The organism is Streptomyces parvulus (assembly GCF_014648855.1).
GTDB lineage: Bacteria > Actinomycetota > Actinomycetes > Streptomycetales > Streptomycetaceae > Streptomyces > Streptomyces parvulus.
In genome coordinates, this window is record NZ_BMRX01000006.1 from 74,825 (window position 1) to 92,065 (window position 17,241).

Consider the following 17,241-nt stretch of genomic DNA (forward strand, 5'->3'; position numbering starts at 1 on the left):
GCCGTACCAAGGCCGACGACCCGGCCGGACTCAGCCCGCGCTCACCGTGGCGCGGACCGTCCCGTCCGGCGAGGCCACCAGCACCGGCGTCCCGGGACCGCCGAGGTCCCGCACCGCCGCCCGGTCCTCGTCCGACGCCGACTCCGCCCCGGTCACCACCGCCGCGGCCTCCAGCGACTTCGCGCCGGACGCCACCGCCATCGCCACCGCCGTACGCAGCGCGCTGAGCTTCAGGGAGTCCAGGGCGACCGTGCCGGCGACGTACGTGCGCCCGGTCTCGTCGCGCACGGCGGCCCCCTCGGGCACACCGTTGCGGGCGCGGGCCGAGCGGGCCAGGGTGACGATCTTGCGGTCCTCGGGGTCGAGGGCGGGAGTCTCGGTCATGGGGTGAGCATACGTAGCCCGGTCATCCGGCCATGAGCGGCCCCGCCGCCCCGTCCGCTCCCCCCGCCACCGGGTACATCGCCCCGCGCCTGCCCTCCGGCGAGGCCAGCCACTCCAGCTTGGCCGCGGTGTTCGCCTCGTCCAGCGGCGTGTGCAGCACGATCGTCAGATCGGGCCGCGCGGGCACCTTCAGCGCGGTCGACTCCAGGCTGAGCAGCCCGACCAGCGGATGCTCCAGCTCCTTGCGGATCTGCCCGGCGTCCTCGATGTCCCGCTCCGCCCACAGCGCCGCGAACTCGTCACTGGCCGCCGTCAGCTCGGCCAGCACCTGCTGGAACCCCTCGTCGTCCGGCGAGGCCGCGCAGGCGGCGCGGAACTGGGCGACGACCGTGCGCGCGTTCTCCCGCCAGCTGCGGGAGCGGGCCCGGTAGAGCGGGTCGGTGAAGAAGTCGACGACGCAGTTCCACGTGGTCTCCGGCCGCATGCCCAGCACCGCGCCCGCCGCGTCGTTGAACATGACGCAGTTGTAGTACCGGTCCATGATGTGCGCGGGGTACGGCATCCACGTGTCGATCAGCCGGCGCAGCCCCTCGCACATGTCCCGCTTCGCCGGCTCCACCTCGGCGGCGGGCGGGTTCAGCCCGGCCAGCACGTACAGATGGCGTCGCTCGGCGTTGCTGAGCCGCAGCACCCTGCCGACCGCGTCCAGGACCTGTGGCGAGACGGAGATGTCCCGGCCCTGTTCCAGCCACTGGTACCAGGAGGCGCCCACCCCGGCGAGCACCGCCACCTCCTCGCGGCGCAGCCCCGGCGTCCGGCGCCGCGCCCCGCCGTCCGGCAGGCCCGCCTCGGCCGGGGAGACCCGGGCCCGCCGGCTCATCAGGAACTCCCGCAGCTCACCGCGGCGCCTGCCCCGGCCCGACCCCGCCTCGGGCCGCGCGATCACGTCCGGCATTCCCCACTCTCCCCCCGTGGCCAAGCTGGTGGTGCCACCACCAGGACAACTGGCCGCTCCCCACGCCTATTCCGGTGCCCGCAGGCTGCTTGCCATGGCGATCGACACCACCCCGACGACTCCCGCGGCCCAGCGAGCCGCGGCCGCCCGGCTCTCGTCCCGCGACCGGCTCGTCCTCTTCGTGCTCTGCGCGGCCCAGTTCATGGTCGCGCTCGACTTCTCCGTCCTGAACGTGGCCCTGCCCGTCCTCGGCGCGGACCTCGGCATGAGCCCCTCCGCCCTCCAGTGGGCCGTCACCGCGTTCGCGCTGCCGTCCGGCGGGTTCCTGCTGCTCTTCGGCCGCGTCGGCGACCTGTACGGCCGCCGCCGGCTCTTCCTCGCCGGCCTCGCGCTCTTCGGCGCCGCCTCGCTGCTGGCGACCTTCGCCTGGGACCCCGCCTCCTTCCTCGCCGGACGCGCCCTCCAGGGGCTCGGCGCGGCGGCCATCGTCCCCACCGGCATGTCCCTGCTGACGACCACCTTCCCGGAGGGGCCCGCGCGCGCACGCGCCCTCGGCATCTCCGGCACCCTGCTCTCGCTCGGCTTCACCGTCGGCATGGTGGCCGGGGGCGTGCTGACCGACCTGCTGAGCTGGCGCTCCACGATGGGACTGCTCGCCGTCTTCGCCCTGATCGTGCTGCCGCTCGCCCCCGGCCTGCTCCCCGAGTCCCGCACCCCGGACCGCCCCCGCCTGGACGTCCCCGGCGCGGTCACCGTCACCGGCGGACTGCTGTCCCTGATCTACTCCCTGTCCACGGCCGCCGAGCACGGCTTCGGCCGCCCCGACGTCCTCGTCACCCTCGTCGCGGGGCTGCTGCTCCTGGCCGCCTTCGTGGCCGTCGAGTCCCGCAGCGCGGCACCCCTCGTCTCGCTGCCGATGCTGCGCCGCCGCACGGTGGCGTGGGGCAACCTGGGCGGGCTGGTCACCTTCTCGATGATGTCGACGGTGATCTTCGTCCTCACCCTGTACCTCCAGGAGGTCCTGGGGCTGACCGCCTTCGAGACCGGCCTTGTCTTCGGGGTGCAGGGCGTCCTGTCGGTGGTGGCCGGCTCGTACGCCCCGCGCGTCATCAACCGCTTCGGCGCCCGGCGCACCCTGGCCGGCTCGCTCGCCGGGCAGGGCCTGCTGGGGCTGCCCCTGCTGGCACTGGGGGAGGGCTCCTGGTCGGTGGTCCTCGCCACCGCCGCCGTGTCCCTGGCCAGCATGTGCCACCTGGGCGCGATCATCTCCTACGGCCTGACCGTCACCTCGGGCGTCCCCGACGAGGAGCAGGGCCTGGCGACCGGCCTGGTCACCTCCACGCAGCAGGTGGGCATCACCGTCGGCATCCCGCTGCTGGGCGTCCTGGCCACCACCTCGGCGGACCTGCGGTCCGGCGTGCACGCGGTGCTGCTGCTGGACGCGGCGATCGTGCTGGCGGCGGCGGTGCTGGTCGCGGCCGGGCTCCGGACCCGCCGGACCTCCGGCTCAGGGGCGGTCGAGGCGGAGGCGGTCGGCGCGCGGTAGACCGGCGACCACGAGGTCGTACGAGTCCTCGACCAGCTCCCGGACGACGCGGTCCGGGAGCCCGCCGTCGGCGGTCACCGTGTTCCAGTGCCGCTTGTTCATGTGCCAGCCGGGGACCACCAGCCCCGGGTACTCGCCGCGTAGCCGGATCGCGTCGTCCGGGTCGCACTTGAGGTTGACCGTGAGCGGGCGCCCGTCCAGCGAGGACAGCGCGAACATCTTCCCCAGCACCTTGAAGACCGAGGTCTCCGGGTTGAAGGGGAAGTCCTCCACCGAGGCGTTGAAGGCCAGGCAGAGGTCGCGCAGGTCCTCGGGGCTCACTCCGGCACCGCCTCCTCCGGGGCCCGGGCCGCGGCCACCGGCTCCGCCAGCACGGTCACGATCTTGTTCCGGCGGCCCGCCGCGGCCTCCGCGGTCAGCCGCAGCTCGCGGCCGTCGGGCAGCTCCACGATCGAGGAGGCACCGGCGATCGGCACCCGGCCCAGCGCCTTGGCCAGCAGACCGCCCACGGTCTCCACGTCCTCGTCGTCGAAGGCGTCCAGCCCGTACAGCTCGCCCAGGTCGCCGATGTCGAGGCGCGCGGTGACCCGGTAGCGGTCCTGGCCCAGCTCCTCGACCGGCGGCAGCTCCCGGTCGTACTCGTCGGTGATCTCGCCGACGATCTCCTCCAGGATGTCCTCGATGGTGACGATGCCGGCCGTGCCGCCGTACTCGTCGATGACGACGGCGACGTGGCTGCGCTCCTTCTGCATCTCGCGCAGCAGGTCGCCGGCGTTCTTGGTGTCGGGCACGAAGGCCGCCGGGCGCATCGCGGTGGAGACCAGGTCGCTCTCCGCCTCCCGGCTGATGTGCGTGCGCCGGACCAGGTCCTTCAGGTACACGATGCCGACGATGTCGTCCTCGCTGTCCCCGGTGACCGGGATCCGGGAGAAACCCGAGCGCAGGGCGAGGGTGAGCGCCTGCCGGATGGTCTTGTAGCGCTCGATGACCACGAGGTCGGTGCGCGGCACCATGACCTCGCGGACCAGGGTGTCGCCCAGCTCGAACACCGAGTGCACCATGCGGCGCTCCTCGGCCTCGATCAGCGACTCCTTCTCGGCGTAGTCGACCAGCGCGCGCAGCTCCGCCTCGGAGGCGAACGGCCCGCGGCGGAAGCCCTTGCCGGGGGTGAGCGCGTTGCCGATGAGGATCAGCAGCGACGGGATCGGGCCCATGATCCGGGCCAGCGGCACCAGCACGTACGCCGCCGCCGTCGCCGTGTTCAGCGGGTGCTGGCGGCCGATGGTGCGCGGCGAGACCCCGACGGCGACGTAGGAGACGAGCACCATCACCGCGATGGCGATGAGCAGGGCCTCGGTGGTGTTGGCGAACTCCTTGAGGCACGCGTACGCCACCAGCGCGGCGGCCGCCATCTCGCAGGCGACCCGGACCAGCAGCGCCACGTTGAGATAGCGCGTCGGATCCCCGGCGACCTTGGCGAGCTTCTCCCCGCCGCGCCGCCCGGACCGTACCGCCTCCTCGGCGCGGAAGCTGGAGACCCGGGCGAGGCCCGCCTCCGCGCAGGCGGCGAGCCAGGCGACCACGACCAGGGCGACGGCGCCCGCGACCAGGGGGAGGCTCATGAGACGGTCGGGGCCGGAGACGGGCCGGTCAGGCCCCGCTCCGCGCGCCAGCCGTCCACGATGGCGGCCTGGAGACCGAACATCTCGGCCTTCTCGTCCGGCTCCTCGTGGTCGTACCCCAGCAGGTGCAGCACCCCGTGGACGGTCAGGAGCTGGAGCTCCTCGTCCATGGAGTGCTGCGTCGGCGCGTCGGTGCCCTGTTTCTCGGCGACCTCCGGGCAGAGCACGATGTCACCCAGCAGCCCCTGCGGCGGCTCGTCCTCGTCCTTGGCGGGCGGCCGCAGCTCGTCCATCGGGAAGGACATCACGTCGGTGGGACCGGGCAGGTCCATCCACTGGATGTGCAGCTGCTCCATGGCGCCGGCGTCCACGACGATCACCGACAGCTCGGAGAGCGGGTGGATGCGCATCCGTGCGAGCGCGTAGCGGGCGATGTCGAGGATCGCCTGCTCGTCGACCTCGGTTCCGGACTCGTTGTTGACGTCGATCGACATGGTCGTGCTGGTCTACTTCCCCTTGGCCTTGGCACCGTTGCTCGGAGCGCGGCCGCCCTTGTGGGCGCCGTTCTCGGTGCCGTTCCTGCTGTCGTACAACTCGTAGGCGTCGACGATACGGCCCACCAGCTTGTGCCGGACCACGTCCTGCGACGTGAGCCGGGAGAAGTGCACGTCCTCGACGCCGTCCAGGATCTCCTGGACCTGCCGCAGACCCGACTTGGTGCCGCCGGGCAGGTCGACCTGCGTCACGTCACCCGTGATCACGATCTTCGACTCGAAGCCGAGGCGGGTGAGGAACATCTTCATCTGCTCGGGGCTCGTGTTCTGGGCCTCGTCCAGGATGATGAACGCGTCGTTCAGCGTGCGGCCGCGCATGTACGCCAGCGGGGCGACCTCGATCGTCCCGGCCGCCATCAGGCGCGGGATCGAGTCGGGGTCGAGCATGTCGTGCAGCGCGTCGTACAGCGGGCGCAGATACGGGTCGATCTTCTCGTAGAGCGTGCCCGGCAGGAAGCCGAGCCGCTCGCCGGCCTCGACCGCCGGGCGGGTCAGGATGATCCGGTTGACCTGCTTGGACTGGAGGGCCTGCACGGCCTTCGCCATCGCCAGGTAGGTCTTGCCGGTGCCCGCCGGGCCGATGCCGAAGACGATGGTGTGCTTGTCGATCGCGTCGACGTACCGCTTCTGGTTCAGCGTCTTGGGGCGGATGGTGCGGCCGCGCGAGGACAGGATGTTCTGCGTGAGCACCTCGGCCGGGGTCTCCTGGCCGTCGCTCTCCCCGTTCTCGCTCGCCTTGAGCATGGCGATCGAGCGTTCCACTGCGTCCTCCGTCATCGGCTGCCCCGTGCGGAGCACCAGCATCATCTCGTCGAAAACACGCTGAATGAGAGCCACCTCGTGGGTGTCGCCCACGGCGCTGATCTCATTGCCCCGGACATGGATGTCGGCCGCCGGGAAGGCCTTCTCGATCACGCGCAGGAGGGAGTCTCCGGAGCCCAGGACGGTCACCATGGGGTGCTGGGCGGGGACGCTGATCTGTGCTCTCGCCTGCCCCTGCGCGGGGGTGTGGGCTGAGGGTGTCTGAGTCATGGGCCGGCGCTCTAGGCCTGCTCGTCCTCCTCTGCGGCGTGTGCCGCGTGACGGGTGTGTCTGCTGCCTCCAGCGTACGACTCCCCGCCGACAGCACCGAGGGGTTTATCCGACCGCGGCCCCGTGCTGGCGCGCGACCAGGTCCCGGAACCACCCGTACGACGCCTTGGGCGTGCGCGCCAGCGTCGTGAAGTCCACATGGACCAGTCCGAACCGGCGGGCGTACCCCTCGGCCCACTCGAAGTTGTCCAGCAGCGACCAGACGAAGTAGCCGCGCACGTCCACGCCCGCCTCGGCGGCCCGGTGCAGCGCACGGACGTGCCCGTCCAGGTAGGCGATGCGGTCCCGGTCGTCCAGGCCCTCGTAGGAGCAGCCGTTCTCGGTGACGACCACGGGCGGGAGCCGGTCGCCGTAGCGCTCGCGCAGGCCGGTGAGCAGTTCCGTCAGCCCCTCCGGGACGACCGGCCAGCCGAAGTCGGTCAGCGGCCGCCCCTCGACCGGGCGCAGGGAGAAGGGCAGCCCGGCCGGGAGGGCCACCCCGCCGGCCGCGCTCCCGGACTCCAGCGGGGCGCCGACCCGGGCCGGCGCGTAGTAGTTCACCCCGTAGAAGTCCAGCGGCTCCGCGACGGCCTCCAGGTCCGCCGCCACGTCCCCGGGCATCAGCTCGCCGATCCCCTCCGGGTACCGCCCGGTCAGCAGCGGGTCGCTGAACATCCGGTTCAGCAGGACGTCGTACAGCTCCGCCGCCTCCCGGTCGGCCGGGTCCTCGGAGGCGGGCCAGGTGGGGCCGTGCGAGTTGGCGATGCCGACGTCGGTGGCGCCCGCCGCGCGCAGCGCCCGCACCGCCAGACCGTGTGCGAGGAGCTGGTGGTGGGCGACCGGCAGCGCGTCGAAGAGCAGCTCGCGGCCGGGGGCGTGGGTGCCGAGGGCGTGGCCGAGCAGGGTGTGCTCGGCAGGCTCGTTGAGGGTGATCCACTTGCCCACCCGGTCGCCGAGCCGCGCCGCGACGACGGACACGTACTCGGCGAACCGGGACGCCGTGTCCCGCTCCAGCCAGTCCAGGCCGGCCGGCAGGTCCCAGTGGAAGAGCGTCGGCACCGGCCGCACGCCCGCCGCGCACAGGTCGTCCACCAGGCGGTCGTAGAAGCCGAGGCCGCCGGGGGAGTTCACCCGGGGCCAGGAGACCGAGAAGCGGTACGCGTCCACGCCGAGGTCCGCCAGCAGCGCCACGTCCTCGCGGTGGCGGTGGTAGTGGTCGCAGGCCACCGCGGCCGTCGAACCGTCCTTCACCCGCCCCGGCAGGTCCGTGAAGTCGTCCCACACCGAGCGCTCGCGCAGGTGGGCCGCGCCCTCGATCTGGTGCGCCGAGGTCGACACGCCCCACAGGAAGCCGTCCGGGAACCGCGGTACCGGGTTCGTCGCCATGCGCGGATCATCCGCACCGCCCGCGAGGGAAGTCAACGTCCGTGCACCACAGGGCCGTTGCGGCTACGCGCCCTCCTTCAGCACCCGGGAGATCAGCCTGCGCTGCTCGTCCGTCAGCCGGGGGTCGGCGGCGTACACCGTCCTCCCGTCCACGGTGATCTGGTAGCTGAACCCGTCCGGTACGCCGACCGGAGGCGTGTCCCGGCCGTCGGCGCAGGCCCGCTCGGCCAGCGCCTGCCACTCGCCCGCGTCGGGGCGCTCCGCCGTGTCGACCTCCGCGTGGCGTTCGATGCCCGCGAAGCCTCCTGTGCGCCTCACCTGAATCCGCATGGAACCGTGTCTAGTACGGAACTACGGCGTGCGCACCCCGACCCGCTCCCAGGCCTTGCCCACCGCCTCCAGCTCCTCCCCGTCGCCGTAGCGCTCCCGGGCCGCCTTCAGGGTGAGCGCCGCGAAGTCCGCGAACAGCGCGTCCTGCGCCAGCTCGCCGCCGGTCAGCACGTCGTACCAGATCTGCCCGGCCCGCTCCCAGGCGTGCCCGCCGAGCGCGGTGGCCAGCAGGTGGAAGGCGTGGTTGGGGATGCCCGAGTTGATGTGCACGCCGCCGTTGTCGCGGCCGGTGCGCACGAAGTCGTCCATCGTCGCGGGCTGCGGGTCCTTGCCGAGCACGTCGTCGTCGTACGCCGTGCCCGGCGCCTTCATGGAGCGCAGCGCCACGCCCGTCACGCGCGGGGCCAGCAGCCCGGCGCCGATCAGCCAGTCGGCCTCGGCGGCGGTCTGGCCGAGCGAGTACTGCTTGACGAGGGAGCCGAAGACGTCGGACACCGACTCGTTCAGCGCGCCCGGCTGGCCGTAGTAGGTCAGGTTGGCGGTGTGCTGGGTGACGCCGTGGGTCAGCTCGTGGCCGATCACGTCCAGGGCGACGGTGAAGTCGAGGAAGATCTCCCCGTCCCCGTCGCCGAAGACCATCTGCTCGCCGTTCCAGAACGCGTTGTTGTACTCGCGGTCGTAGTGCACGGTGGCGTCCAGCGGCAGCCCGGCGCCGTCGACCGAGTCGCGCCGGTACACCTCCAGGAAGTGCTCGAAGGTGGCGCCCAGGCCCGCGTAGGCGCGGTTCACGGTGGCGTCCCGGCCGGGCTCCTCGCCCTCGGTGCGCACCTTCCTGCCGGGCAGTTCGGTGCCGTGCCGGGCGTCGTAGACGGTCCGGTGCGGCTTCCCGGCCTCGGCGCCGGCCCGCGGGGCGACCGTGGCGGCGCCGATGACCGTGGTCAGCCGCCGGTGGGTGCGCTCGAACGCGTCGCGCTGGAGGGTGCGGCGGGCGGGCCCGGCCAGCACCGGGTCGGCGTGCTGCGCCAGCCGGTCGAGGACGTGGGGCGGCACGATGGTGCAGAAGACGGGCTCGAAGCCCCCGTGGGTCGTCATGTCCGGCACCTTCGCACTGCGTGACGACGGTGTCACCACCCGCAACCACGATTGGTGAAAAGCGGGACCAAGGAGACCCCGCGACCGGCGAGAAGTGGTATACGGCACTTTTTGTCCCGGTTCCCTCCACGGTCCCGCATACTGATACGGACCCGCGTGACCGGCGTGACTCGGCTATGGTGCTGGGCATCATGCGTTTCGGGCTGCTTCTCCTTAGCTGCCGCGGCGAGGGCCTGTAGGAGGCCGACTCCCTCCCCGCGGAGCTTGGTGGTGCCGTCGGCCGTCCTTCCGGACCACGCGGACACCGCGGAACTCACGAGGAGCCCACGCCATCATGGCCAACCGCCAGCAGCCCAGCCCCATGCCGACAGTCAAGTACCGCGGCTACGAGCAGGTCGACATCCCCGACCGCACCTGGCCGGACCGGCGGATCACCGCCGCCCCCCGCTGGCTCTCCACCGACCTGCGCGACGGCAACCAGGCGCTGATCGACCCCATGTCGCCCGCCCGCAAGCGCGCGATGTTCGACCTGCTGGTCAAGATGGGCTACAAGGAGATCGAGGTCGGCTTCCCGGCCTCCGGCCAGACCGACTTCGACTTCGTGCGCTCCATCATCGAGGACCCGGACGCCATCCCGGACGACGTCACGATCTCCGTACTGACCCAGGCCCGCGAGGACCTGATCGAGCGCACGGTGGAGTCCCTGAAGGGCGCCAGGCGGGCCACCGTCCACCTGTACAACGCGACCGCGCCGGTCTTCCGCCGCGTCGTCTTCCGCGGCTCCCGCGACGACATCAAGCAGATCGCCGTGGACGGCACCCGGCTGGTCATGGAGTACGCCGACAAACTGCTGGGCCCCGAGACGGAGTTCGGCTACCAGTACTCGCCGGAGATCTTCACCGACACCGAGCTGGACTTCGCCCTGGAGGTCTGCGAGGCGGTGATGGACACCTACCAGCCCGGTCCCGGCCGCGAGATCATCCTCAACCTGCCCGCCACCGTGGAGCGTTCGACGCCCTCCACGCACGCGGACCGCTTCGAGTGGATGCACCGCAACCTCTCCCGCCGCGAGCACGTGGTGCTGTCCGTCCACCCGCACAACGACCGCGGTACGGCGGTCGCGGCGGCCGAGCTGGCCCTGATGGCCGGCGCCGACCGCGTCGAGGGCTGCCTGTTCGGACAGGGCGAGCGCACCGGCAACGTCGACCTGGTCACCCTGGGCATGAACCTCTTCTCCCAGGGCGTCGACCCGCAGATCGACTTCTCCGACATCGACGAGATCCGCCGCACGTGGGAGTACTGCAACCAGATGGAGGTCCACCCGCGCCACCCCTACGCGGGCGACCTGGTCTACACGTCCTTCTCCGGCTCCCACCAGGACGCCATCAAGAAGGGCTTCGACGCGATGGAGGCCGACGCCGCCGCGAAGGGCGTCACCGTCGACGACATCGAGTGGGCCGTCCCGTACCTGCCCATCGACCCGAAGGACGTCGGCCGCTCCTACGAGGCGGTCATCCGCGTCAACTCGCAGTCCGGCAAGGGCGGCATCGCCTACGTCCTGAAGAACGACCACAGCCTGGACCTGCCCCGCCGGATGCAGATCGAGTTCTCCAAGACCATCCAGGCCAAGACGGACGCCGAGGGCGGCGAGATCACGCCCAAGGCGATCTGGGAGGTCTTCCAGGACGAGTACCTGCCCAACCCGGACAACCCCTGGGGCCGCATCCAGGTCGCCAACGGGCAGACCACGACCGACCGGGACGGCGTCGACACCCTCACCGTCGAGGCGACCGTCGACGGCGCCGAGACCACCCTGGTCGGCACCGGCAACGGACCGATCTCGGCGTTCTTCCACGCGCTGCAGGGCGTCGGCGTCGACGTACGGCTGCTGGACTACCAGGAACACACGATGAGCGAGGGCGCCTCCGCGCAGGCCGCCTCGTACATCGAGTGCGCCATCGGCGACAAGGTGCTGTGGGGCATCGGAATCGACGCGAACACCACGCGCGCCTCGCTGAAGGCCGTCGTCTCCGCCGTCAACCGCGCAACTCGCTGACCAGCCGAATCGGTGGTTCGGGGCCCCGCTCGCCGCGCGACGGCGGGCGGGGCCCCGTCATATACCGGCCATATATCTGTGGAGGTCACGGAAAGGTCTCGTCCCGGGTACTGACTCCGCGTCGGTGATGTGGCTAACATCACGCCAGCGCGACGATGCTGTCGCGCCGTTACGGAGGTGCGACGTGCTGCCTGGACGGGGACGAAACGGCCGAGCTGCCGGGCTGCCACGCATCCTGGGCACCCGCACCGCGTGGACGCCGGTCGGCGACGGCGAGTTCTTCTGCCCCGGCTGCGGCGGCGACCGCAACTACCAGCGGCTCGCCGGACGGCGCCGCTTCACCCTGCTCGGCGTGCCCCTGCTGCCGCGGGGCGAGTCCGCGCCCACCGTCGAGTGCGCGGCCTGCCGCCGCCACTACGGCACCGAGGTCCTCGACCACCCCACCACCACCCGCTTCTCGGCGATGCTCCGCGACGCCGTCCACACCGTCGCCCTCGCCGTCCTCGCCGCGGGCGGCGCCTGTGCGCGCCCCTCGCTGGAGGCGGCGGCCGTCGCGGTGCGCGCGGCCGGCTTCGAGGACTGCACCGAGGACCAGTTGAACGCTCTGGTCGAGGCCCTGGAGGCGGACACCGGCCGGGTGCACGGCGAACCCTGCGTGCCGGGCCTCGCGATCGAACTGCACGAGGCGCTGGACCCGCTGGCCCCGCACCTCGCCGCCGTCGGACGCGAGTCGATCCTGCTCCAGGGCGCCCGCATCGCCCTCGCCGACGGCCCCTACACCCCCGCCGAACGCGACGCCCTCGCGACGGTCGGCGCGGCCCTGACCCTCTGCTCCGACGACGTCACCCGCCTCCTGGAATCGGCGGGCACGCCTTCCTGAGCGGGCGGCCGCGCGCTAGCCGGTGAGGTCCAGCCGCATGATCTGCCGGTGCATGCCGGGCCCGAAGTAGTCCTGGCGCAGGCCTCCGTCGGGCTCCTCCGGGCGGAAGCCCAGGGAGCGGTAGAGGAAGATCGCCGCCAGGTTGGCGGGCTCCACGGTCAGCCGCACGACGTCGATGCCGTCCCGGCGCAACCGGGTCAGGACCTCCGTCATCAGCTCCGTACCCAGGCCGTGCCTGCGCCGGTCCGGGGTCACGCCCAGGCCGAGTATCCAGCTGTCCGTGCCGAGTGCCCGGGTGGCGGCCAGCACGTAGCCGCGCAGCCGGCCCGTGCCGTCGTCGAGCACCAGGAAGTGCTCCTCGTACATGTCGAAGAGCTGGCGCAACAGGAAGCCGGGATAGGCGAACTCCTGGAAGACCTCCTCGTCGAGCCGCCGCAGTTCGGGCAGATCGGACTCCCGGGCGGTGCGCAGGTCCAGTGGTGGGCCGTCCGGGCCGTCGGCGGCCCCCGGGAGCAGGTCGTGGCGGTCGAGGGAACGTTCCAGCGGTTCGGCGGTCATGCAGCCCCCAGTCAGCACGTGCGGACGTCAACTCCTCGCCACCGGAGGCCCACTCGAAGGAATGGCGCTTCGTGTGGCGGCCGGTGACTACTTCTGGCTAGAGTGAGCCTCCAACTTCGGCCGTGCAAGGGCGAGTTCGGGCGTGCGACCATGCGCCCGACGTGCGCCCGGCGGATGCGGAGTGGCGAGTTCCCTGCTGTCTCGCTGTGTCCCGGTGCCCTACCGTGCACAACACTGGGGTTTGTCCGGAATCGAATGGAACGCGGCAGGATGACTATGGATCGCAACGCCGACGCACCGTGGTCGAAGTTCGATCCGGAGGCGTACGTCGACGACAACTACCGGACGCCGCTGGAGGTCGACCTCCTCATCGTCCGGCTGATGCGCGACCACTTCACCCGCTGCTTCGCCGACACCCCGCACCCGGTCCGCGGCATCGACGTCGGCGCCGGCGCCAACCTCTACCCCGCGCTCTCCATGCTGCCCTGGTGCGACAAGGTCCTGCTGCTGGAGTACGCGCACCCGAACGTCGAGTACCTGGAGAAGCAGGTCTCCCCGGGCGGGTACGACACCGCCTGGGACCCGTTCTGGAACGAGCTGTGCGAGGCCCCCGCCTACCGCGCCGTGGAGCCCAGGGAGCTGGCCGGCGAGATCGTCCGGGTGGAGCGCGGCAACCTGTTCGACCTGGAGCACGGCCACCGCCGCTGGGGCCTCGGGACCATGTTCTTCGTCGCCGACTCGATGTCCGAGTGCCCGGAGGAGTTCCGGCGCGGCGTGCGCTGCTTCATGAACGCGCTCGGTGACGGGGCCCCGTTCGCCGCCGCCTTCATGAAGGAGTCCGTGGGCTACCGCGTCGGCGCCCACGACTACCCGGCCTACCGGGTCAACGAGGACCGGGTCCGGGAGAGCCTGGCCCCGTTCACCCGGGAGCTGGAGATCCACGATCTGCACCACATGGTGCGGCCCGGACACGAGGGAATGCTCCTCGCCCTGGGACGGCGCGATTCGGAGATTGCCACCCCGTAGGAACGGGGACCATGCTCAACACAGGGCAACGAGATCTGTACGAGGGGTGCGGGGATGCAGATCAAGCCACGCCAGCACCTGCTGGACATCTGGCAGGCCATGGCCCGTCACTCGTTCGACGACGGGAAGCTCGTCCGGGGGGACACCGACGGGCTGAGCAGCGTCGCCGACGCCGAACGCCTGCTGTGCATCCTCTACCCGGCCACCGAGGTCCCCGCCTTCCGCCTCGACCAGCCCGACACCACCGAGCGTGACGTCCTGCGCGCCCTCGACCGCGTCGGCAGCCGCCTGGAGATCCCGCCCAACCTGATCACCGCGCTGACCCAGTTCATGCGCACCCACACGGGCACCGACGACAGCCCCACCTTCTCCGGCGGCCACTACTTCCGGCCCGCGGAGCCCGGCGGCCAGATCACCCACGAGCAGCACCAGCTCGGCGTGGTCGACTCCTACTCCATGTCGGTCACGCTCTGCCTCGCCACCCTCGGCTTCCTCAAGATCTACGAGGGCACCACCACCCGCCCCGAGGTGCGCAGGGCCATCGCCGAGCTGCGGGACGCCACCAACACCCGGCTGACCTCCGCGATGGTCAGCCTGCTGCGCTCCTTCACCGTCAACGTCTTCGACGCCGAGTCCGAGCAGGGCAGCCGGCTGATCGAGGTCATCGGACAGGGCGGGCAGTCCGACCGCCTCGTCCTCCAGCAGTTCTCCAGGCGGTTACGCCCGCTGCGCGCCACCATCATCGAGAGCATCTCCAGGGGCATCCAGGTCGACGAGGGCATCCGCGACGAGAGCCAGCTCTTCGAGTGCGGCTGGGCCTGGGGCATCGTCAAGGACGCGCCCAAGATCACCGACCTGAGCCTGCCCGTACCCGGCCAGCCCGACGGCATCGCCGACCGGCTGCCCTACGTGTACTTCACCGTCACCGCCCTCGACGGCATCCAGGACCTCTTCTCCGAGCGCACCCTCACCCTCGGCCTGCTCGACGAGGACCAGCAGAAGCTCGCCGAGATGCTGCGCCTGCGCTGGGAACTGAGCCAGCAGTACTGGTCCGCGATCGCGCGGTTCGGCAGCGAGCGCTGGCCCCTGGAGGACCTGCCCTGGCAGACCACCGGACTGCGCCTGGAGTCCGAGTACTTCTCCCTGACCGTCGCGGCCATCGTCGTCCACGACCTGGTCCGCCGGAAGGCGACCGACGACGACCTCACCCGCACCGTCGCCATCATGGAGCGCCTCGCCGACCGCGGCAGGGTCACCAGCAGAATGACCAGGAACGACCCCACCATCCTGCTGCACACGCCCGGCGTCACCATGCCGCTCGCCGGATCCGAGCGCTCCGGCGGCCAACTGCTGTGGCGGATGACGGACTTCTCCGCACAGCTCCTCAAGCGGATCATCCAGCTCGCCGAACTCTCCCGGAACATCGGCGCCCAGGACCGGCTGCTGCGCCTGGCCGAGCAGGCCTTCGAGCACCTGTGGTCCCGCCGCATCGACGAGGACGAGGGCGCCGGCCTCTGGGACAACGTCCAGGCCGTCTTCCCCGAGGCCCACGAGGCCGGGCTGCGGATGTCCTGGAGCATCACCGAGCGCGTCACCGAATGCCTCGTCGCCGCCCGCATCCTGTACGAGCAGCAGCCCATCCGCAGCCCCGAACTGGCCGAGCTGGCCCGCGAACTGCTCAGCGAGGCCACCCACCTGTTCGGCAAGGAGCAGCTGGAGGCGTCCGCCGCCGCCGACGGAAGCAGGGCCCGCGCCATGCGGAGCATCGAGAGCCGCCTCGACCACGCCCGCAGCCTGGTCGACGAACGGCCCGCCACCGCCTTCGCCCTGGCCCTGCCCGTGCTCCAGGAACTCGACACCCTGGCCCAGGCCCGGGGCGCCGCCGCCCAGGAGGTGTGAGCGTGCTCGTCTTCGCCGCCTCCGACAAAGGGGGCACGGGTCGCTCGGTCACCAGCGCCAACCTCGCCTACCAGCGCGCCCTCACCGGCGACCACGTGGCCTACGTCGACTTCGACTTCGGATCGCCCACCGCCGCCGCCGTCTTCGACGTGCCCGGCGCCATGCGCGGCACCGCGGAGCACGGCCTCCACTCCTACCTGGAGGGCGAGACGGCCGAACCGGCCCGCATCGACGTCTGGCGGCAGACCGAGCACCCCCTGCTGCGCGCCCGGCCCAACCAGTCAGGCCGCCTGGTGCTGTTCCCCGGCGACGCGGGCGGCGGCGAGTTCGCCACCGGCGAGGAGGCGCTGGAGCGCTGCATCGACCTGCTGCTCAAGCTCAACGGCGAGTTCGACGTCACCGTCGTCGACCTCAGCGCCGGCCGCAGCTACGCCGTCGACATGGTGCTCGCCGCCACCGCCCACCCGCGGATGCGCAACGTCCCCTTCCGCTGGCTGGTCTTCCACCGCTGGACCCGCCAGCACGTGATCGCCGCCTCCGGACTCGTCCACGCCGAGCACGGCATCATCGGCGGCGGCGTCGACCGCGGTCACGACGAGGACACCCTGCGCGCCGCCGTCCGCTTCGTGCGCGCCGCGGTGCCCGACCCCGAGTCCCCGCTGTGGTCCCAGGGCTCACCCGCCCAGGCGGCCTGGATGCAGGCCTGCGACGAGGCGCTGCGCCGGCTCGCCGCCGAGCACCGCATCGGCGACAGCGTCGTCCTCGGCGTCGTACCGCTGGAGCCCATACTCCAGTGGCGCGAGCAGCTGATCACCGAGGAGGACGTGCTCTCCACCCAGATAGCGAACAAGGAGACCCTGGAAGCGCTGGAGGAGATCGCCCGGCGCCTGACGGACGACACGCACTGGGGGCGGCCGTGAGCGACGCCGTGTTCCGCGAGACCGCCGCCGAGCCGCGCACCCAGTCGGTGCCGCTGGCCCATCTCTCCCTGGAACTGGGCCACCTCTACATGGAGGACTTCGAGGCCGGCCCCGGACGGCTGCGCCGGCACTTCGAGGAGGTGCGGCCCTGGGCGGAGGCGGCACGGGCCGCCGCCGTCGCCCGGGCCGGCGGCAGGCGCGCCCGGATCAGCACCTGCTTCCTCGTCGACGACTACTTCACCCGGTTCGCCACCCCGGCCGAGGTCGTCCCCATGCTCCTCGCGGAGGCCGAGCGGGCCGGGCTCACCGTCGACTACCTCGCCCGCGAGTCCGGCTGCGCCGTCACCGGCAAGACGCCCGTCGCGGAGGCCGTGGCCGGCCGCATCGTCGAGTCGCCCGTCCCCGGCAGCCACGGCGGGCGCCCGCCGACCGCGCGCACCGGCTGGCTCGCCAACGGCGAACGCGCCCCCGTCGCCCGCGCACCGCAGGCGATGAAGCGGGCCGCCCCCTGGCAGCCGCCCCGGGAGACCGCCGCCCGCCGCCACTCCGTCTTCCTCGACACCGAACTCTGGAACGACGACGCCGACGGGCACCGCACCTGGTCCTGCCCCTTCCTCGCCGCCGTGTGGCAGCTGGCCCGCCTCGGACTGCTCCGCGACGCCGGCGAGGCCGTCCTCGTCCCGCAGCAGCACACCGGCACCGGCTTCCCCGACGACTGGGACGACCTGCCCTCCCTGGTCCGGCTCAACCCGCGCGCCGACCCCTTCTCCGCCTACCGGACCTGCTCGATCGTGCCCAACCGCTTCCTCCCCGTCGAGCACGCGGTGCGCGTCGTCCTCGACCAGATCGAGGTCGACCCGGGGGCGCTGGCGCAGGTCGCCGAGCGATCCGGGAAGGAGCGCACGGCCGTCCCGGACTCGGTCGCCGACCGCGTCTCCTACGTCTTCTACGCGGGGCCCTGA

General features: G+C 71.9%; 17 protein-coding genes. 7 read left to right on the forward strand and 10 right to left on the reverse strand.

The features are described 5' to 3' along the window. Positions 1-30: 30 nt before the first annotated feature. Together IE108_RS12475 and IE108_RS12480 are read right to left on the reverse strand one after the other, a co-directional pair. Entirely contained in the window at positions 31-384 is a 354-nt protein-coding gene (locus IE108_RS12475) for a cytidine deaminase-like protein (RefSeq protein ID WP_064727813.1), read from the reverse strand. A 22-nt stretch (positions 385-406) separates the two neighbouring features. Then, entirely contained in the window at positions 407-1,339 is a 933-nt protein-coding gene (locus tag IE108_RS12480) for a helix-turn-helix transcriptional regulator (protein ID WP_064727812.1), read from the reverse strand. A gap of 94 nt (positions 1,340-1,433) precedes the next feature. On the opposite strand from IE108_RS12480, the gene IE108_RS12485 reads away from it, so the two are divergent. Further along, positions 1,434-2,885: an MFS transporter gene (locus tag IE108_RS12485; protein ID WP_064727811.1), complete on the forward strand. Its 1,452-nt coding sequence runs from the start codon at positions 1,434-1,436 to the stop codon at positions 2,883-2,885. Here the strand turns inward: IE108_RS12485 and IE108_RS12490 are convergent. The 7 genes from IE108_RS12490 to IE108_RS12520 form a co-directional block, all read right to left on the reverse strand. Further along, the gene (locus IE108_RS12490) at positions 2,847-3,206 is read right to left on the reverse strand and encodes an MmcQ/YjbR family DNA-binding protein (RefSeq protein WP_064727810.1); all 360 of its coding nucleotides are present in this window, start codon (positions 3,204-3,206) and stop codon (positions 2,847-2,849) included. The genes IE108_RS12485 and IE108_RS12490 overlap by 39 nt on opposite strands. Further along, complete coding sequence (locus IE108_RS12495) at positions 3,203-4,507, reverse strand: hemolysin family protein (RefSeq protein WP_064727809.1); 1,305 nt, start codon at positions 4,505-4,507, stop codon at positions 3,203-3,205. Before IE108_RS12495 ends, IE108_RS12490 begins: the two co-directional genes overlap by 4 nt. After that, positions 4,504-5,001, reverse strand: coding sequence for an rRNA maturation RNase YbeY (gene ybeY / locus IE108_RS12500; protein WP_064727808.1), 498 nt, complete (start codon positions 4,999-5,001; stop codon positions 4,504-4,506). Before ybeY ends, IE108_RS12495 begins: the two co-directional genes overlap by 4 nt. 12 nt (positions 5,002-5,013) lie before the next feature. After that, positions 5,014-6,093 (reverse strand): PhoH family protein, encoded by a 1,080-nt coding sequence (locus IE108_RS12505; protein WP_079163501.1) that lies wholly within the window; start codon positions 6,091-6,093, stop codon positions 5,014-5,016. A 105-nt stretch (positions 6,094-6,198) separates the two neighbouring features. Then, positions 6,199-7,518 (reverse strand): GH1 family beta-glucosidase, encoded by a 1,320-nt coding sequence (locus IE108_RS12510; protein WP_064727806.1) that lies wholly within the window; start codon positions 7,516-7,518, stop codon positions 6,199-6,201. Positions 7,519-7,581: 63 nt separating this feature from the next. Beyond that, positions 7,582-7,848 carry a protealysin inhibitor emfourin gene (locus IE108_RS12515; protein ID WP_064727805.1) on the reverse strand — a complete coding sequence of 89 codons (267 nt, stop codon included), beginning with the start codon at positions 7,846-7,848 and terminating at the stop codon, positions 7,582-7,584. Positions 7,849-7,869: 21 nt separating this feature from the next. After that, positions 7,870-8,940, reverse strand: a complete 1,071-nt coding sequence (locus tag IE108_RS12520; protein ID WP_064727804.1) for a M4 family metallopeptidase — start codon at positions 8,938-8,940, stop codon at positions 7,870-7,872. A 334-nt stretch (positions 8,941-9,274) separates the two neighbouring features. Here IE108_RS12520 and leuA point away from each other — a divergent pair, with 334 nt between their 5' ends. Both leuA and IE108_RS12530 read left to right on the forward strand, forming a co-directional pair. Further along, positions 9,275-10,996 carry a 2-isopropylmalate synthase gene (gene leuA / locus IE108_RS12525; RefSeq protein ID WP_064727803.1) on the forward strand — a complete coding sequence of 574 codons (1,722 nt, stop codon included), beginning with the start codon at positions 9,275-9,277 and terminating at the stop codon, positions 10,994-10,996. 184 nt (positions 10,997-11,180) lie between these two features. Further along, positions 11,181-11,876, forward strand: a complete 696-nt coding sequence (locus IE108_RS12530; protein ID WP_064727802.1) for a TerB family tellurite resistance protein — start codon at positions 11,181-11,183, stop codon at positions 11,874-11,876. Between the two features lie 15 nt (positions 11,877-11,891). On the opposite strand, the gene IE108_RS12535 is transcribed toward IE108_RS12530, so the two are convergent. After that, positions 11,892-12,434 carry a GNAT family N-acetyltransferase gene (locus tag IE108_RS12535; RefSeq protein WP_064727801.1) on the reverse strand — a complete coding sequence of 181 codons (543 nt, stop codon included), beginning with the start codon at positions 12,432-12,434 and terminating at the stop codon, positions 11,892-11,894. Positions 12,435-12,704: 270 nt separating this feature from the next. Between IE108_RS12535 and IE108_RS12540 the strand changes: the two genes are divergently transcribed. The 4 genes from IE108_RS12540 to IE108_RS12555 are packed head-to-tail and all read left to right on the forward strand — an operon-like array spanning position 12,705 to position 17,241. Next, positions 12,705-13,460 carry an SCO2525 family SAM-dependent methyltransferase gene (locus tag IE108_RS12540; RefSeq protein WP_226483718.1) on the forward strand — a complete coding sequence of 252 codons (756 nt, stop codon included), beginning with the start codon at positions 12,705-12,707 and terminating at the stop codon, positions 13,458-13,460. A 54-nt stretch (positions 13,461-13,514) separates the two neighbouring features. Continuing rightward, positions 13,515-15,359 (forward strand): SCO2524 family protein, encoded by a 1,845-nt coding sequence (locus tag IE108_RS12545; protein WP_064727799.1) that lies wholly within the window; start codon positions 13,515-13,517, stop codon positions 15,357-15,359. Positions 15,360-15,361: 2 nt separating this feature from the next. Further along, entirely contained in the window at positions 15,362-16,279 is a 918-nt protein-coding gene (locus IE108_RS12550) for an SCO2523 family variant P-loop protein (RefSeq protein ID WP_064727798.1), read from the forward strand. After that, the gene (locus tag IE108_RS12555; RefSeq protein ID WP_064727797.1) at positions 16,276-17,241 is read left to right on the forward strand and encodes an SCO2522 family protein; all 966 of its coding nucleotides are present in this window, start codon (positions 16,276-16,278) and stop codon (positions 17,239-17,241) included. The genes IE108_RS12550 and IE108_RS12555 overlap by 4 nt, the downstream gene beginning before the upstream one ends.

Bases quoted from the DNA above. Each gene is read 5' to 3' on its own strand.
- IE108_RS12475 (WP_064727813.1), bottom strand. From the start codon at position 384: ATGACCGAGACTCCCGCCCTCGACCCCGAGGACCGCAAGATCGTCACC.
- IE108_RS12480 (WP_064727812.1), bottom strand. From the start codon at position 1,339: ATGCCGGACGTGATCGCGCGGCCCGAGGCGGGGTCGGGCCGGGGCAGG.
- IE108_RS12485 (WP_064727811.1), top strand. From the start codon at position 1,434: ATGGCGATCGACACCACCCCGACGACTCCCGCGGCCCAGCGAGCCGCG.
- IE108_RS12495 (WP_064727809.1), bottom strand. From the start codon at position 4,507: ATGAGCCTCCCCCTGGTCGCGGGCGCCGTCGCCCTGGTCGTGGTCGCC.
- ybeY (WP_064727808.1), bottom strand. From the start codon at position 5,001: ATGTCGATCGACGTCAACAACGAGTCCGGAACCGAGGTCGACGAGCAG.
- IE108_RS12505 (WP_079163501.1), bottom strand. From the start codon at position 6,093: ATGACTCAGACACCCTCAGCCCACACCCCCGCGCAGGGGCAGGCGAGA.
- IE108_RS12510 (WP_064727806.1), bottom strand. From the start codon at position 7,518: ATGGCGACGAACCCGGTACCGCGGTTCCCGGACGGCTTCCTGTGGGGC.
- IE108_RS12515 (WP_064727805.1), bottom strand. From the start codon at position 7,848: ATGCGGATTCAGGTGAGGCGCACAGGAGGCTTCGCGGGCATCGAACGC.
- IE108_RS12520 (WP_064727804.1), bottom strand. From the start codon at position 8,940: ATGACGACCCACGGGGGCTTCGAGCCCGTCTTCTGCACCATCGTGCCG.
- leuA (WP_064727803.1), top strand. From the start codon at position 9,275: ATGGCCAACCGCCAGCAGCCCAGCCCCATGCCGACAGTCAAGTACCGC.
- IE108_RS12535 (WP_064727801.1), bottom strand. From the start codon at position 12,434: ATGACCGCCGAACCGCTGGAACGTTCCCTCGACCGCCACGACCTGCTC.
- IE108_RS12540 (WP_226483718.1), top strand. From the start codon at position 12,705: ATGACTATGGATCGCAACGCCGACGCACCGTGGTCGAAGTTCGATCCG.
- IE108_RS12545 (WP_064727799.1), top strand. From the start codon at position 13,515: ATGCAGATCAAGCCACGCCAGCACCTGCTGGACATCTGGCAGGCCATG.